The 16,230-nt window shown below is 61.5% G+C and carries 15 protein-coding genes and 1 pseudogene; 3 read left to right on the top strand and 13 right to left on the bottom strand.

Features of this window, described 5'->3' with window-relative positions; translation table 11 throughout:
• Nucleotides 1-243 precede the first annotated feature (243 nt).
• Together ACGYLQ_RS18365 and ACGYLQ_RS18360 are read right to left on the bottom strand one after the other, a co-directional pair.
• The gene (locus ACGYLQ_RS18365) at nt 244-729 is read right to left on the bottom strand and encodes a hypothetical protein (protein ID WP_394444243.1); all 486 of its coding nucleotides are present in this window, start codon (nt 727-729) and stop codon (nt 244-246) included.
• 7 nt (nt 730-736) lie between these two features.
• The gene (locus tag ACGYLQ_RS18360; RefSeq protein WP_193143258.1) at nt 737-1,798 is read right to left on the bottom strand and encodes an ImmA/IrrE family metallo-endopeptidase; all 1,062 of its coding nucleotides are present in this window, start codon (nt 1,796-1,798) and stop codon (nt 737-739) included.
• 285 nt (nt 1,799-2,083) lie between these two features.
• Between ACGYLQ_RS18360 and ACGYLQ_RS18355 the strand changes: the two genes are divergently transcribed.
• From ACGYLQ_RS18355 to ACGYLQ_RS18345, 3 genes are read left to right on the top strand one after another with little or no spacing between them, the layout of a single operon-like run.
• A complete protein-coding gene (locus ACGYLQ_RS18355) occupies nt 2,084-3,070 on the top strand; it encodes a CBASS cGAMP-activated phospholipase (RefSeq protein WP_394444241.1) in 987 nt (328 codons plus the stop codon).
• A complete protein-coding gene (locus tag ACGYLQ_RS18350; RefSeq protein WP_394444239.1) occupies nt 3,067-4,266 on the top strand; it encodes a nucleotidyltransferase in 1,200 nt (399 codons plus the stop codon). The genes ACGYLQ_RS18355 and ACGYLQ_RS18350 overlap by 4 nt, the downstream gene beginning before the upstream one ends.
• Nucleotides 4,267-4,271: 5 nt before the next feature.
• Nucleotides 4,272-4,748 carry a hypothetical protein gene (locus tag ACGYLQ_RS18345; protein ID WP_394444237.1) on the top strand — a complete coding sequence of 159 codons (477 nt, stop codon included), beginning with the start codon at nt 4,272-4,274 and terminating at the stop codon, nt 4,746-4,748.
• 232 nt (nt 4,749-4,980) lie between these two features.
• Here ACGYLQ_RS18345 and ACGYLQ_RS18340 read toward each other — a convergent pair whose 3' ends face one another.
• From ACGYLQ_RS18340 to ACGYLQ_RS18290, 11 genes and pseudogenes are all read right to left on the bottom strand, one after another.
• Nucleotides 4,981-5,709, bottom strand: coding sequence for a DUF736 family protein (locus tag ACGYLQ_RS18340; RefSeq protein WP_394444235.1), 729 nt, complete (start codon nt 5,707-5,709; stop codon nt 4,981-4,983).
• 124 nt (nt 5,710-5,833) lie between these two features.
• A pseudogene (locus tag ACGYLQ_RS18335) lies at nt 5,834-6,136 on the bottom strand (hypothetical protein).
• A gap of 100 nt (nt 6,137-6,236) precedes the next feature.
• Nucleotides 6,237-6,698 (bottom strand): DUF6915 family protein, encoded by a 462-nt coding sequence (locus tag ACGYLQ_RS18330; protein ID WP_394444233.1) that lies wholly within the window; start codon nt 6,696-6,698, stop codon nt 6,237-6,239.
• A 1-nt stretch (nt 6,699) separates the two neighbouring features.
• The gene (locus ACGYLQ_RS18325) at nt 6,700-7,086 is read right to left on the bottom strand and encodes a DUF6878 family protein (protein WP_394444231.1); all 387 of its coding nucleotides are present in this window, start codon (nt 7,084-7,086) and stop codon (nt 6,700-6,702) included.
• 121 nt (nt 7,087-7,207) lie between these two features.
• On the bottom strand, nt 7,208-11,470 hold the full coding sequence (locus ACGYLQ_RS18320; protein ID WP_394444229.1) for a strawberry notch-like NTP hydrolase domain-containing protein: 4,263 nt from the start codon (nt 11,468-11,470) through the stop codon (nt 7,208-7,210).
• A gap of 106 nt (nt 11,471-11,576) precedes the next feature.
• On the bottom strand, nt 11,577-11,867 hold the full coding sequence (locus ACGYLQ_RS18315; protein ID WP_394444228.1) for a type II toxin-antitoxin system RelE/ParE family toxin: 291 nt from the start codon (nt 11,865-11,867) through the stop codon (nt 11,577-11,579).
• Nucleotides 11,854-12,153 carry a type II toxin-antitoxin system RelB/DinJ family antitoxin gene (locus tag ACGYLQ_RS18310; RefSeq protein ID WP_335949252.1) on the bottom strand — a complete coding sequence of 100 codons (300 nt, stop codon included), beginning with the start codon at nt 12,151-12,153 and terminating at the stop codon, nt 11,854-11,856. The genes ACGYLQ_RS18315 and ACGYLQ_RS18310 overlap by 14 nt, the downstream gene beginning before the upstream one ends.
• A gap of 104 nt (nt 12,154-12,257) precedes the next feature.
• Nucleotides 12,258-12,914 carry a DUF6927 domain-containing protein gene (locus tag ACGYLQ_RS18305; RefSeq protein WP_394444226.1) on the bottom strand — a complete coding sequence of 219 codons (657 nt, stop codon included), beginning with the start codon at nt 12,912-12,914 and terminating at the stop codon, nt 12,258-12,260.
• Nucleotides 12,914-13,507, bottom strand: coding sequence for a regulator (locus ACGYLQ_RS18300; protein WP_370241444.1), 594 nt, complete (start codon nt 13,505-13,507; stop codon nt 12,914-12,916). The genes ACGYLQ_RS18305 and ACGYLQ_RS18300 overlap by 1 nt, the downstream gene beginning before the upstream one ends.
• A 74-nt stretch (nt 13,508-13,581) precedes the next feature.
• Complete coding sequence (locus tag ACGYLQ_RS18295; protein ID WP_394444225.1) at nt 13,582-15,564, bottom strand: ParB/RepB/Spo0J family partition protein; 1,983 nt, start codon at nt 15,562-15,564, stop codon at nt 13,582-13,584.
• Between the two features lie 156 nt (nt 15,565-15,720).
• Complete coding sequence (locus tag ACGYLQ_RS18290) at nt 15,721-16,110, bottom strand: DUF3768 domain-containing protein (protein WP_088726108.1); 390 nt, start codon at nt 16,108-16,110, stop codon at nt 15,721-15,723.
• Between the last annotated feature and the right edge of the window lie 120 nt (nt 16,111-16,230).

The raw sequence follows: 16,230 nt of genomic DNA, 5'->3' as shown, positions 1-16,230 counted from the left end.
TTGGCCTCAGGCCAAAACAGACCAGAGCGCAATCCGGCGGAGCGGCCGGGGAGGGACGTGCTCGCGAGGCGGGCAAACCGGGGGCCTGGGTGCGACGCCGCGGTGAGGCCGCATGGCCGAATGCGCGACGGACCGAAGGGCCGTTCTCCCCTGCGACACACGCAGCCGAGCGGGGGGAAGCCGCAAGGCTAAAGCGAAGAAGAGCTTCGCAACAATTTCCTTCCAGCAAGCCGAATAAACAAGCTAGTATCTCGCAAGGCGCCTATTGATTTCCCTAATGGGAAGTCTGCATCTCGGGTGATCACGAACCGCCTCGAGGCCCGACTTGAGGAGGACGGTCGAACAAACCTTGTGACGTTCCATCTCATCGAAGACCCACAGGACGCCGTGCATCGCGATTTCTTGGCGCTCTGCCTCAACCCTGAGCGCTCCATCTCCGGTAAGGAGAACCCAGCCCCTCTCAGCCGCGAGGCAAAATGCAAAGACATCTGGCGTCGATAGCATAGCTTTCGCCCGCTTCAGCTCAGTCGCGCGTGTGGTTTCTTCTGGCGTAAGCTCCTCCACTCTCAGTCCCAGATCGATCAGATCAGGGCCCATCCATTCAAGGAGTTCCGCTTCATAAAGAATATCTGGAACAACGAAATCATAGGGGAGGTCAAAGAGCCTCGCGGTCAGCGAGGCTCTCTCGATGTCGATCAGGACAGAAGTATCAGAAACAAGAACTTGCACACAGCGACTATGCCATGTGGTCCAAACGTTCTTCCAGTTCTTTTACTCGTATTTCGAGAAGCTCAGCTGCGCGAGACAACCCAATCAACCCCTCGGAGAGGGCACGAAAACACAACCTTTGAAAACGGTCCGGTTCTTCTCGTTCCCAAGGAATGGAATTCGGCTCCTCGAACGGCTCATCCCGCCAACCTCGTTGCTTATAGACCTTAAAGAGGCGCGCAAATGTTGCCTGGTTGATGATCTCCAAATCCTTGCATCGATACGTCAGCGCTTGAATGCTAACGCCAAACCGATCCTTCAGACTAATGAGCTCACCAATGCTTATGTCAGTTCTGCGGGCACCAATCTCCTGCCGAAGCACTTCTGCCGGAACGAGGAATGCGCCAGCAAATCGATTTGCCGCGCGTTCTGAATCGCACCCTTCGGCAACCCTAAGAACCATGTGGCCCAGTTCGTGAGCCAAACTGAAGCGCTTTCGCTCAGACCAGGTCTTCTTCTTGATCATGATAACACGTGCGGAGTGATGCTCTTTTCGACGGACTTTGGCCGCAAGGCCATCAATCCGATCAACGTCCAGAGACAACACCTTTATCCCGTGCTCCTCGAGGAGTTCGGCAAGCATTGGAATCGGGTCATGACCAAGCTGCCAAGAAGCACGCATGTTGCGAGCCGCGTCCTCGGCATCACGAACATCGGTCACCCAGTAGGGCGCTTCGTGCGGGGCATCCCATTCCTGACTCGAAAGATTCAGCAAGCTTTCGACAGCCAGGTACTTTTCAACCATATTGAGCGTCTTGGCTTCGATCGTCGCGATCTCCTTGGCTGACGAACTGGCTGACTTGCGAAACTCAACGCCCTCCAACTCAAGCTCGTCATCGCTCAGCAGGAAATCAACAGAGACCTCGAGTGCTCGGGCAAGACTCAGCAGCACGCCCGATCCGGGCATGTCTTCATTGCGCTCGTACTTGCCTATGGCTTGAGCGGACACCTTGTTCTCCATGGCATCGGAAAGCGCACGGAGCGAAAGGCCAGATGCCGCCCGGGCTCCTTTGAGTCTCTTGCCAATCATAACGTCCTCCCATTGGGTGGTTTACACTTCACCCATATGATTGATATTTTGTAAACTACAACGCTTGAAAGCGCGGCTTTTTGTCCCTATTTTGTAACACGAGGCCAAAAGGAAGGCAAATTTGTAAACCGCCCAATCGCCCCAAGAGGCGTTAGACAGGCAACGAAGCGAGGAAGCAGCCATGAACATACCGTTTACGGGCGAGCTGACACCAAGGTTTCAGAGCATCGTAGGACTGCCTGATAATGCGCTGGTTGATCCAGTCTTAGAAAAGCTAGGTGCATCATGAGACGCATCCTAAGCATCGATGGTGGCGGCATCAAAGGCACCCAACCCGCGGCTTTCCTAGCGGGTTTGGAAGAAGACCTTGATGAGCCGATTGGCCGCTACTTCGACCTGATTGCGGGAACGTCAACCGGGGGTATTCTCGCGATCGGCCTTGCCCTCGGCATCCCGGCCAAAACCCTCCTCGAACTCTACGAAAATCGCGGGCCGACGATTTTCGGGCAAGCGGGGGACAACAGCTGGTTCGGGCGAAAGGCTCGGGACGCGCGTGCCGCCTTGCGTCACCTGGTCAAGCCGAAGCACGATGCATCGACGCTTCGGGACGAACTCCATGCCGTCCTTGGCGACAAGCTCATCGGCGAAGCTGAGACCCGGTTGCTGATCCCGGCCTGGGATGCCGACCAGCGCAGCGTCTACATCTACAAGACGTCGCATCATCCGCGGCTCACTAAGGATTACCGGAAGCCGGCCCTCGACGCCGCGATGGCGACGTCGGCCGCTCCAACCTATTTCGCGCGTCACAAGACGGTGGATGATGTCGGGCTTCTCGATGGTGGCACCTGGTGCAACAATCCGGTGGGCGTCGCGACCGTCGAAGCGATCTCGATGCTCGGCTGGTCTCCGCAGGATTTGCACATCCTGAGCCTCGGCTGTGTCGACGAGGTCTACATGCTGCCTGAATCCCCTGGCAAGGCCGGTCTCGGGTTGAAGGCCCTCAGTCTTCTCATGGACGGGCAATCCCGTGGAGCGCTCGGCATTGCCCGTCATCTGACAGGCGATCCGCACGACCGGACGGCTGTTCACCGGTATTCGCCGAGCGTGCCGGAGGGTTTCTTTTCCCTCGACGACACCACCAAGATCCAGAGGCTCAAGGGGCTTGGCGCCTCGAGTGCCCGGCATGCGAGCCCCACACTGACCCCCATCTTTTTCCAGCAACCTGCCGAGCCGTTCGTGCCCGTGCATCAACTCGAACGGAACGCCGCATGAACCAGATCTTCTCGCACCCCCTCACCGATACCGCCATTCAGCGGCGGGCGCAGGTCTTCACGATCCTTGAAGAAATCTGCCAGGAGCTGGAATGGACCCAGACCCAGTTCGAGAAGGCCCGTACCAGTTACGAAGCCGTCGCAGACTGGTTGGCCGGATCGAGCGACCCGATGCTTGCTTCCCTCCATGTCTACCTGCACGGCTCCGGCGCACTCGGCACCTCGATCAAACCAATCGGACGCGACGAGTTCGATGTCGACCTGATCAGCTTCATCCTCGGTCTTGGCCCGGCAATCGCACCGGCACGCCTGAAGGCTGCGATCGGCAAGCGCCTGCGCGAACATGCCTACTACGCGTCGATCCTGGAAGAAAAGAAGCGCTGTTGGCGCCTGAACTACGCCGGTGACTTTCACCTCGACATCTCCCCGACCATTGCCAATCCGAACTGCATGAACCGCGGCGAGCTGGTGCCCGATCGCAAGCTGCGGGATTGGCACGCGACGAATCCCCGGGCCTATCGGACCCTCTTCGACGAACGGGCAGCCCTTGTCCCGAGGATGACGCAGTCGATCATCGCGGCGCAGCGCGATGCGGCGACGACCGAGCCTTTCCCGGTACGTCAGTCCGTCAAGGGCATTCTGCGGCGGACCGTGCAACTCCTAAAGCGTCACCGGGATCTGGAATTCCTGCATGTTCAGGAGGAGATCGCACCGATCTCGATCATCATCACGACCTTGGCCATGCGATCCTATGAGATGTGCGTCAGGCGCCACGTTTTCGCAGACGAACTCCAGGTGTTGATCGACACGATCCGCCTGATGCCGGTCTTCATCGAGCGGCCCCTAGTCAATGGCCGTCAGATCTACGCGGTCTGGAACGAAACCACCGAAGGTGAAAATTTTGCCGAGCGTTGGAATGAAGGACCCGCGCGGGTCGAAGCCTTCTACAAGTGGCATAGCAAGGCGCTTGCGGATTTCGAATCCCTGCGTGACCTCGTTGGCCTCGACGCGATTGTAGGCTCCATGAAGGACAGCCTGGGTGACAAACTTGTTGCCCGGACCATGAACCGGCGGATGGATGCGCTGAACGAGGGGCGAAAGACGGGGGCACTCGTGCTTGGTGCGGGTGTTGGCCTGACCGCCCAAAAATCGGCCGCTTCGACGCCCGTTCCCAAGAACGAGTTTTTCGGGGACTAAGCGCGATGGCGGGATCGACCACAAGAAACCGGCTGACACTGCCCCAGCAGTACCTGTTCCTGCAGAAGTCCAAGACAGTAGCCGGCGAGGGGGTGCTCGGTCCGCGCCGGTTGGAATGGCATTTTCACGCACAACCTACGCCGCTTTCCCGGACGTATCAGGTCACCCTTGTCCTGGAGAGGGACGGAACGCCGGACGTTCGGGTTGTAGATCCTGACTTGAGGTTGCTCGCCGGTCAACGCGACCTGCCGCATATCTACCATGACCCGGATCGGCTCTGTCTCTATCTGCCCGGAACCGGACAATGGGACGCCAGCAAGCGTCTGGACCTCACCATTATCCCCTGGACCCACCTCTGGCTGATCTATTTCGAGGAATGGCTTGCATCGGACGAATGGAAGGGCGGAGGAAAACACCCTGGAGAGGATGACCCAAACGAGGGCAACCGTGCGTTGAGGCGCAGCCTTCAACGACAACGCTAAAATCCGCTGTTAATCTCATTGTATGATGTGAACCGAGTTGGAACCGAGTGACTGTGGCGGATGGTCGTTTTAGACGTGAGGCAACGGCGTCGCATAATCCTGAGAACCACAGTAGGGCGGTTCGGCACTCAACAAACTCAAGTGCGTATCTACACCCTGTCAGCACAGAAAAAGGGGAACCGTGATCCCACGGCTCCCCTTTCGGTGCGGATCGTCTAATCTCGCGCGTTAGTCATGCGACCAGCGACAGTCCCGCACCCGCATCTTGCTGCGGCTCACCACTATCGATGAACGGGATGATCGAGAAGGTCTGCCCGCCGCGCTGTTCTTCGTTCTGTACGGCGTTCACGCGCAGATCGCCATCGGGCGTGTTGATCAGCAGCGACAGGTAGTCATTGCCCGTGCGGCTGCTTTTCGCCATCCAGGCCGAGCCGACGCGGATCGGTGTGCCCCGGGGCGAGCTGACCTCAATCCGGTAATCGGGGTGGGTCTCCTCGGATTTATAGCTGTTCTCGATCAGCATGAACTCCAGATCGAACATCATGTTCGCGATGTAGCCGGTGAAGGCGTTGTCAGCGTCCATGGCGGTGAGCTCGCCCGAGATCGAGCCGGATTTCATCAGGCCGTTCGAGACCAGCGGGATGATCTCGAATTCACCGCTTTGGGTCGCGCGCGCTTCTTTCGTCTGCACCGCGTTGACCCGGAACGGACCCAAGCCGACATCGATCTGCATCGAGATGTAGGGGTTGCCGCTGGTATTGCCGGTCTCGTTCCAGGCCGTGCCGATGCGCACCTTGCGGCCTGATTTGTTGACTGCCGTCACGTCGTAATCCGGGCTGCGTTCGGACATCTTCGGGCGGTTTTCAAGCTGGATGGCGATGTCAAAGCGATTCGAGTGGATCATGCCGGTGTACTGAGCGGCTGCGGTTTCGACATTGCGGGTGAGGGTTCCTGCGAACATGGGATGGTTCCTTTTGGATTGGCCGGTGCCTGACGTTCTTGCCAACGCATCCGGGATTGCTTTCTCGACCCCTTGAGGGATCACAAATTAGAAAGCCTGCTTTCCTTTCAGCCCCGCCCACGGGTCAGAGCTGCCGTCCGAGTGGGAATGCCCCCCGCACCTCCGGGTGCTACACCCCTCCCTGCCCGTCTGATCTTGATTGGCTGCCTGGATTTTCTGCGGCGTCCTCCGATCGCGCGACGAAGAACTCCGTTTCTTTTCCGTTCAACCGGTGCCCGCTCCGGTCGGTCAGGCCGATGCAGCTACCGTTCGGCTGATAGGTGATCAGGTACTGACCGAACCTGTCCTTGTGGACAATGTAGCCGGTATTGGCCCAATGCACGGTCTGGCCGGCATCGACGGCCGCCTTGATGTCATCGAGTGTCATGTGATCCTCCTCAAGTAGAGTGGTGGGGAAACGACGCAAGAAGCCCGATCTTCCAACCGGGCTTCCGTGCGGCATTCAATTGGCAAAAAGCCGGGTCCTGTCAGGCACTCTGCGCCGCTTGCATCGCGCGCGCCGCCATCCAATCCTTCAGGCCGAGAACCGTTCGTCCGGCGGCGACTTCGGATGCCCAGGCAACCCTTGGGTCGCCGCAGGGCTCATCGCCGACATGCCGGTCGATATGGCCATTGGCCATCCATGGCTCGGGCTGGATCCGTCGCAGCCAGTCCGCCATGCTCGGGATGCGGCCCTGGCAGTCTTCACGGATATGCTGCTCGCCGATCCAGCGCACGGGAATGTCCCGACCTGCGCTATTGGTCAGGGTCAAGCCGAAGACACGTTCGGCCTCAAAAAGGCCTTGAGCGTGGTGGCGCATGGCTCGGTGCGTGAAGAGCGCGAGGTGCTCTTTCGAGGCATCGAACCAATCGTGCACAGACTGATAGTCAGATGGCACCCCGCCGAATTTCCGGGCAGAGCTTTCAGCATGATGAAGCGGATGGGCCATCTCACAGTCCCTCGTCATAGCTGTGCGAGCATTCGACATAGCGGTCCGCATGATCGAGCGTGATGCTGTCGCCCGTGATGTCCCAGGTCAGCGTGCCATAGCCGCCCTCGTTGTTCTCGAACCCTGGGTGATGGTGATAGGCGAGCGACCAGGCGAAGTCGCCAACCTCTGTGGCAAGCGCCTCCGGCAGTTGGACCTCTGCAGGCTGCACGGTCACATCCTCAACATTGCCGGAGTCGCCATAGCCTTCGTATTCGGCAGTGACCTCGCGGATGCCAAGCGCGCACAATTGCGCGATCAGCTCCGCTCGGGTCGCCTTCAGGGTGGTTTCACGCTCTGCGCGCCACTGAGCCGCCATTGCGGCATAGTCGATCTGGGGTTTGGTCATGGGTCTGTCCTCTTGTCTGCAATTGGGGGGGCGAGCGTGGCATTGGCCCGCGCGCGCCCGGAACGCGCAGACCGGACAAATCCCGATCTGCGACGCCCGACCCAAAGCCTGCTTTGACTTTTCAGGCGGCTTGGTCTGCCGCCTTGCTGGTTCCCTGCCCCACGATCCGTGCCAGAATGCCCAATGTATCGACCCCTTCCTCATGCGGCAGGAACACCCGCAGCTGGAAGGCGATGATCTCGGTGAAGCAGCCGAGGGCTTTGAGGCCATCAATCATGCCCCGATCCGCACCACCAAGCTCGAGGCGCATCTCGCCAGCGACCCGGCGGCGGGTCAGGGTCAGGCCGCGGCCCAGATCGACAGGCGCGGTGGTTCCGAGGGCTGCGGTCAGCATCTCCTGCGGCGTTTGCGGGTTGGAGACGAGGAAGCGGGCGCGCAGCGCGGCCGCCCCGTCCTCGCTCAGCGTCCGCCCGATCATGGCCGTCGCCCCGTCGGGCGTGACCCGGTAGATGCGCTCATTGGTGGTCGGAATGTCCTTCCAGATCGGCAGCAGGAGACCGGTCAGCAGATAGAGCTTGGTTGTGGTGGTCTTCGGCAGGGCAGCCGCCTCTTCATCCCAGAGCCGAATGAACTCAGACTTGCCGATCTCTTCCCAGGCCGAGGACTCGAAGCGCATCTCCTCAAGGTAGCTCGACCCATTGGGCCGTACCGCCTTGCGCATCAGCGTCACGATATCCTCGTCATACATCTGCATGGGCCTCGCCGAGATGAGCGCCACGCGACCGGAGGCGCGATTGACCATCGGCAGCTTGTCGGGATTGCGCGAGAGGGCGTCATCTGCCGACAGCACGTGGACCGGGTCCGTCACCTCAAGTCCGATGATCCGCGTGACCGCGCCGGATTTCGGGCAGGTCCAGAGATCCTCTGTGGAGACCTGTTCGATCCTTTCGCCGCGTAGGGTTTCCACGCCGAGATCGAGCGTGCCCGCCGCGCGCGCCCGTTCCGTCTGATCGGCAATCCTGCGCATGAACTCCGCGAAAAGGGCGTTCTGCATATGGATGGGAAGAGCAAGCACCCGGTTCAGAAACCGCTGGATCGGCGGAAGCTCTTCAAGGAGCACCCCGTCCTTGTCGATCAGCCGCAGCGCGGTCCAGTCGGTGAAGCTCTCGTAGCTCATCGCCTCAGCGCGCCCAGCGGCAAGATCGGCGAAATACCCGCGCAGCGCGGCCCGTGCGATCGGGCTTTCGAGATTGTCCTCCTCGCGGAACATGCCCTGTGAGCCGGTCTCGCGCTGGCCCTTGGTCAAGGCCCCAAGCTGGTCGAGGCGTTTCGCGATCGTCGAGGTAAAGCGCTTCTCGCCATGCACATCGGAGGTGCAGACCCGGAAGAAAGGCGCGCTGACCTGGGCCGATCGATGCGTGCGACCCAGCCCCTGGATCGCCGCATCGGCGCGCCAGCCAGGCTCCAGCAGGTAGTGCCGCCGCCGCTTCTGGTTCTTCGCCGTTTGGGCCGCGTGATAGGACCGGCCCGTGCCGCCCGCATCGGAGAAGATCAGGATATCCTTTTCACCATCCATGAAGGCTTGGGTCTCCGACGAATTGCTGCTGGCGGCGCGCTTTTCGATGAAGAGATGGCCGTCCGCGGCCTTGAGGGGCCGGATGGACCGACCCGTGACTTCAGCGACGGCCTCGTCACCAAAGGCCCAGAGGATCTGATCCAGCGCCGAGGGGATCGGGGTCAGCGTCATCAACTCCATCATGGCCGCATCACGCAGGGCTAGCGCCTCGCGCGAGACGACCAGCGCGCCGGTCTCATCCCGCAAGGGTTCCGCCACCATGTTACCGTCGATCTCCACGAGCTTTTGCGCATGGATCGGGAAGGCCTGTTCGAGGTATCCTAGGACGTAGTCCCTCGGTGTCAACGCGCCCTCGACGAGCTCGTCTTCCGCGTCCATCGTTTCAAGCCGACGTTTCAGCAGGCTCTCGCCGGTCGAGACCACCTGGATGACGCAAGCATTGCCCGCCGCCAGATCGTCCTCGATGGCGCGGATGATGGTCGGCGCCTTCATGCCCATCAGGAGATGGTTGAAGAAGCGCTGCTTCGTGCTCTCGAAGCGGGACTTGGCCGAGGCGCGAGCGGCCGAGGCATTGGTCTCGCCAGCGGCGTCATTGACGCCAGTCGCAGTCAGCGCCGCCTCGAGATTGTGGTGGATCGTCCGAAACGCGCCCGCATAGGCGTCGTAGATCTCGATCTGAGCCGGGGTGAGCGCGTGTTCAAGCACGTCATACTCCACGCCATCGAAGCTGAGGGCGCGCGCCGTGTAGAGGCCGAGCGTCTTGAGATCGCGCGCGACCACCTCCATGGCAGCGACACCGCCCGCCTCCATCGCTGAAACGAAGCTCTCGCGGCTCGGGAAGGGGTATTCGGGGCCCTGCCCCCAGAGCCCCAGCCGCGCGGCATAGGCGAGGTTGTGCACGCTCGTGGCGCCCGTGGCCGAGATGTAGAAGACGCGAGCACGCGGTGCGGCCAGTTGCAGCCGCAGGCCCGCAAGACCCTGCTGCGAGGGTTTGGCCCCCCTGCCCTGCTCGGACCCTGCCGCGTTCTGCATGGCATGGGCCTCATCAAAAGCCAGCACGCCTTCGAACTCCGCGCCCATCCAGTCGAGGATCTGGCTGAGCCGCGTGGTGCCGCATTTGCCCGCGGACCGCAGCGTGGCGTAGGTGACGAAGAGGATGCCACAGGTCACGGTGATGGGCTGGTCCGGTTTCCATTTGGAAAGCGGCTGGATGTCGGCGGGCGAACCGCCAAGGTCGGTCCAGTCGCGGATCGCGTCCTCGATGAGCGTGGCGGATTTGGAGACCCAGATCGCCTTGCGGCACCCGGCCAGCCAGTTTACAAGGATGAGCCCCGCGCATTCGCGCCCCTTGCCGCAACCGGTGCCGTCGCCGAGGAAATAGCCAAGGCGATAGGCACGAGCATCCGGGTCATCATCGGCGCGCGTCAGCTTGGTCTGGTCTTCGTCGATGGTAAACCGACCGGGCAGGTCGCGCCCATGGGCATCATGCGCCATGATGATGGTCTCGAGCTGCGCCTCGGAGAGATGTCCCTCCTCAATCAGCCTGGCGGGCAGGCGCAATTCCGCACTGGCCGCGCCAGAGGGCACGGGCGGCGCCACAGAAGCCATGGCGATGCTTTCGACCAGCGGCGTGGGATGTTCCTGCGCGCCTGCGATGTCGATCCGCTGCGGACAGTAGCGCGCATAAATATCCGAGACGGGCGTGTTGTCGCGCGCGATATCCAGGCTCGTGAAAGTGAGCGGGATAGCCGCATTGTCCCGAGGTTTGGAGATGGCGGCAGGCACAGCGGCGGTCTTGCGTGGGGCAAATGATGGAACGGTCGGCCGAGCAGGACTAACCACTGCCGCCCGTTGGACTGCGCGCATCTCGGTCCGGGTTGCGGCCACTGCATCGACATATGCCAAGGCCTCATCCAGATCCTGCGCAGGGACGCGGATCATTTCGCCGTCCTCCTGCACCTTGTCGAAGACCATCAGCTGGGTTTCCACCGAGGTGCCGAGCTTGCGGTAAACCTGTCCCGGCATCGTCAGTGCCAGGCGCGGCGTCAGGAGGCCGCAAGCGCGGCACCAATGCGCGGCATCGCGGTCGTGCGTGAACCCCGGCGGCATGATCGCCACCAGGCGCCCACCTGGTGCCAGGCGCTTTGCAGCCGCAATGAGATGTTTGGCAGCGATGTGCTTGTCGCGGGATCGGTCGACCGAGGAGGCAAAAGGCGGGTTCATCACCACGACGTCGGGTAGAACCGGTGTCTGCAGCAGATCGTCGATATGCTCGCCGTCATGGCCCGTCACCTCGCCGCTGAAAACCACCCGCAGGAGGCGCTGGCGAAAAGGGTCGATTTCATTGAGCAAAAGCGTGCCACCGGCCCGGGCGGCAAAAGCAGCCAAGGCACCGTTGCCAGCCGAGGGCTCAAGCACGGTCTCGCCTCTGCGAATGGCTGCCGCCCGCAAGACCAGCGCCGCAAACGGCAGCGGCGTGGAAAACTGCTGCAGCCGGATCTGCTGCTCTGACCGGCGGGTTTCCGTCAGAAGCCTTGAGGCAAGCAGCTTTGCAGCGGCGATGTCACATGCCGCGCCGTCCCCACGCAGCAGCACCTGGATGGCGGCGGCCTGCATCAGGTCGTAGGCCATGCGCCACTCCCAGACGCCGCCAGCATCGCTGCCATGAAACGTCTCGCGCATGATGCGCGCGAGCGCTGAACTGCGCAGGGGTTGGTGGTCGACCTCCGCGCCGATCTGCGCGAGGGCAGAGGCGAGGTTAGCGTCGGAGATTGAGAGAGCCGGGTTTGCCGGTTTGGGCTTGGTCATGGGGATTTCCTTTGGATCAGGGTCTGAATTCCAAAGGACAAAAAGCCCGCTCTACACTTTGAAGGCGTAGAGCGGGCAATTTCTTAGCGGGGGGCCTGCACCCCGATCATGGCCACTGCTGCGCAGCATGAAGAACGCGCAAAATGGTCACCATCCCAGAGCTTTCAGCATAAACCACGATGTAGTTCGGCCGAACAACCATCTCCCGGGTCCCATCGACACGGCCCGCGCGGTACATTTGAGGGCGTTCTGGAAGGAGGGACGTCTTGTGTTCGATCTCATCTTTGAGAACTTGGGCGGCATCCGGGTTGTCGTCAGAGATGTAGTCAATGATTGCTAGCAAGTCGGCGACGGCCGTGGCTTTCCATTCAAGATCGGGCCCATCAAGATTTGGCAAGGCGCTTCCCGTCAATCAATGCTTGGGCGTCTTGCATCGCCGTGGCATGGGGCGTTGTGGGGCTTGGATCGTCCAGCGCTTCCTGTACCTTCGTCCGGAACCAGGCGTCATAGGCATCCGGATCAGCGGTCAATCCGGCAGGCAATCCGCCTTCTGCTGCCACGCGGGTCAGAAGAATACGCACCGCATCGGAGAGCGTCAGACCGACGCCCGCAAGTGCGTCCGAAGCCTGTGCTTTCAGCTGATCATCAACACGAACGTGAAGCATGGATGTTTGGGCAGGCATGGATAGTCCTCCAGTTGATGGGAGTGATGTATCTCATTTGAGATACAATTTCAAGTCGACAGCATGTGCGCGCGTAGTCCCGTGGTGTTGTCTCAGCGGGAAACTCAGCCACTCTGCCCCGCCAGGAACTCCGCCAGCACAGGACTGGCCTCGCCTTTTGCGGAGCTGAGCAGCTCCGAGCCCGCAAGCGAGGCCTTCGACAGGCGTGCGAGCCCACCGGTTTCCTCGATGCGGTAGCAGCGGCGCTTTTGCCGGCCCCGCCTGTAGTGGGTCGCGGTGACGATCTGGCATGTACTGCCATCGGTGAGCGTCACGGGCGCGGCGAGCCTGATCTTGTCGCCCTCCTCGTAGTCCGGGATCGCAGCCCAGTCCCGGCAACGCTGGCGCCAGGCATGGGCGTAGCTGTCAGGGTCTTTCAGGTCGGAGAGAAGCGCCAACAGGCTCAGTGGTGCGCGAGATTCGACTGGTCCTGCGCTTTCCTCCATGTCTTTGTATCCCCAACAGCCGTCGTCATATCGGGTGAGGAAGACAGCTCCGAAGGTGATCGAGCCATCAGCATCTGTGACATAGGTCGTGTCCTCGACAGGGGTGCCGTCAAAATTGGTGACCCTTGCCGCCGCATACCAAGTGGAGCCGACCTTGCAGGCTTTCACCAGTTCGGTTTTGCGCGTGTCGCCCTCAAAGGTGCAAAGCCGGGTGATCTCTGCTTTCTCATCCGCGTAGGATTTGACGCGGCCGTCGGTGTAGAAGAGCCAACCCATTACGCCGCCCTCCGGTCATCGATTTCCATCAGCGTATCGAGCGGCACGCGGTAGGGCTGCATGGCGTCGAAATCCTCGCAATTGCCGCAGTTCTGAACGATCGCGAAGGTGTCGCAGGCATCCTTGAGGATGACCCGGAACGTGCCGCCAAGACCCGAGGGCACCTCGTAGGTTCCGCCGATGAGATAGTCCGAGGCCCGGCGCACGAAGACGCGGATGCTGTGGCCATCGGTGGCGAGCCGGATCGCCCCCTGCCCCCGGTCGATGAGCGCCTGCACATCGTCAAGGATGTCCGTGTAGAACTGGCCGGTCAGATCGCGAAACGCCATGCGGCGCTGCGCCATCCAGTCGGTATCCCGAAATGGGTTCATGCCGTCGGCGAAGGCAAAGGAGGGATCGGCCTGTTCGGTCGTGACGATACGGGTGGTCGTGCCATCGATGCCGTTCGAACGCAGATGCACGCCATTGCCAACGATTAGGATCAGGGCCGGCCTGTCCACGGGCCCGTTCCAGTTGGGCAGGAAGGTTTTGCAGGCGCGCGCATGGGCGATCTGCGCCGCAACAGCGGAGGCAGAGAACTTGAGAATAGCCATGGGGATGTCTTTCGGTTGGGTATGAGAAGATCGACCCGCGCAGGCGTCATGGCTCGCGCGGGTCGCGTGAGGACTCAGGCCGCTTGCGCGATCTCGCTGTCAGGCTCGGGAGATTGCGAGGCATGCTCCGCCTCATCACAGGCGACGCCGGCGGTCTGCATCATGGGCGGGCACCAGGCGGCCACAGCAGCGCGCTGCGCGTCCGTGAGCGTCGCGAAAGGCTCGGCGAAGAGCTTGTCGCAGAAGGCGACGATCTCTTTCTTGCTCGACGAGGCCAGCGTCACCGCCTCCTGGGCCAGACCCAGATCTTCGCCGAGGATCTTCAGGAGCCAGGCCTTCTTGAAGCGGTTGAAGAGCGCCGCATTTGGCGTCCAGTGGGCGCGGATGTCGGGCATGATCTCGATCTCGAAGTCATGCATCAGGCTGTCGCGCTGGCGGTCCCGTGCGAAGCAGGACTGCGTCGTGCTGGCGGTCGCATAGGCCACGAGCTTGGCCTTCTCGCCGGCCTCCAGCGCGCGAAACGCCGCGAACTGATCGGCGGGCGAACGGTTGCCATCGAGCCAGGAGAGGTCCAGCGCATCATGCGCCGCCGCCACCTGCTCAAGCGAGGTCTCGTCGATCTCGTCCATTTTGGCATGGCTGCGGTATTCCTTGCGGGCATCGATCTTGATCGCCTGCGTGACGCTCATGCCGCTGGCCAGAACATCACTGACCAGCTTGAAGAGCGTCAGATCGAGCGTGGCCTCGGGATGCAGCGCCATCGCGGCGCCGAGGGCCATGGCCCGCTCCGTCTTGAGGTCCTCTGCCAACGAGGCCGGGTAGCTGATTTCACCAGCGTCGGGGGCCTCCTCTCCGGTGGTGTTGGTCGACGAACCGCGCGCGCCCTCCTCTTTCACGGTGTCCTCGGGGCGCACGAGGCCGATATGGAGCGTAATCTTTCCACCTTGCCACGACGCGATCACCCCGGACCGCGCGAGGTCCTCGGCGCTATAGGCCTCCTGCAGATCGCGCGCTTCGTCTTCCAGAGCGTCCACGCGCTCGTAAAGGGCATTGTAGGCATCGTCTTCGAGCCCCTCATCCTCCATCTCGAGCTGCAGTTTCTCAAGCTCGGCGGTGATCTCATCGATGCGCTTCTGGCTCGCCTCATCCGGCTCGATCGGGCTGGGATAGACTCGGCCATAGTCGGCCATGGTCGCGTAATCGTAGCGGACCACCGAATCGGCCCAAGCAAAGCCCAGCTTTATGCGGGCCTCCTCGGCGGCGGCCGCGAGCTTCTCGAGCAGGATGGTTTCGACCAGCGCAGCGTCTTCCAGCACCGAATGCTCTTCCAGGAGATCGGCCGCGATCGCTCCGCCGCGCGCCTCGTATTCCTCGCGCACGAAGGTACCGATGTCGTCGCTGACCTGCACCCCGCGCGATTTGAGCGCCTGACGGACGGTGTAGGCCTGCAAGTAGCTGTCTTCCTTGGTGAGCGCCTCGAAGACCTCGCGCTGCACTTCCTGGCTCGGATGCTCAGCAAAGGCCTTCATCGTGTCGAGTGTGATTGTCTTCGCGCGAGCCGCCGCGCGAATGTCGGGATGAATGAGACCGTAGCGCAGGCGGCCTTTCACGGCAGCGACTGTGGTGCCGAAGGTCCTAGCGATGGTCTCGGGGGTCTGGCCATCGACCTCCATCATCCCCGCGAAGGCCTCGAACTCGTCAATCGCGTTCATCGGGGCTTGCGTGATGTTCTCGGCCAGCGACAAGGCCGTGGTGACGTCGCAGTCGTCCCGGACGAGACGGCAGTCCACCTTGGTTTTCGCCGTGAACCCCTTGACGGCCTTGTCCGCGACCAGCTCTTTCAGCGCGGCATGGCGCCGGCCACCGGCAAGCACGGCATATTTGCCTTCGAGCTTCTGGACAAGGAGCGGCTGGAGCAGGCCCAGTACGGCGATGCTGGCCTTCAGATGGGCGATGTTCTCGGGGTCGTAGGTTTCCGGGGAGTTGCTACGCACATTGGCGGGGTGAGCTGTCAGATCGCCGATAGCGACGGAGACGGGTTTGAAGCTTGCGGTCATGGGATGTCCTTTTCGATGGGTATGGTGAGATCCGCGCGTTCACGCACGTGACCAATCCCCGGCTTCGGGGATCAAAAGGACAAAAGGCCCACTCTCCCTTTGAGGGGTCGGTGGGCCTTCATTGCCTGAGATGTCGGGGAGGAGTCCCCTGCCCTTCTACCAGTCGCGCGCCAGCATGATGGTCAGCACGCGCGTGGTGGTCGTGGGGTTGTCCGGGGTCTCGGCTCCGTAGCGAAAGTCGGAATCCGCTTCATACAGATCGATTTTCCAGAACACGGTCTCGCCGCGGACCGTGACCGACCCGAAATCATGCCATCCCTCCGGGTCGTTTTCGGGCTCGAACACATCAAACTCCCCGGTCGCCTTCACCGCCTCGGCCATGAAGCCGTCACCAGCCTCCATGAGAGAACGGGTAACATGCATCCGGCCTTGGATGGGCTGCGCGGGCGGCACTCCAAGGCACGCGAGTTTGCGGAACGCGTCGTTCTGCGCCGCGATCACGGTCGGATCCGGACGGTCTGACTGGGGTTGAACGGTCATGGACATGGGTCTTTCCTTTGAGAAGTTGAAACACCCTTCCCAAAGCCTGCTTCCGTAATGGGGCGGGCCTCTGTCAAGGGTTTCGGGCAAGTCAAAAATCCCGGCGAAGATCTCAACTTTCACCGA

This window comes from Sulfitobacter sp. 1A12779, assembly GCF_043557315.1.
Classification (GTDB): domain Bacteria; phylum Pseudomonadota; class Alphaproteobacteria; order Rhodobacterales; family Rhodobacteraceae; genus Sulfitobacter; species Sulfitobacter faviae.
Note: the sequence above shows the minus strand (reverse complement) of the source record. Positions and strands in the feature narration are given on the sequence as shown.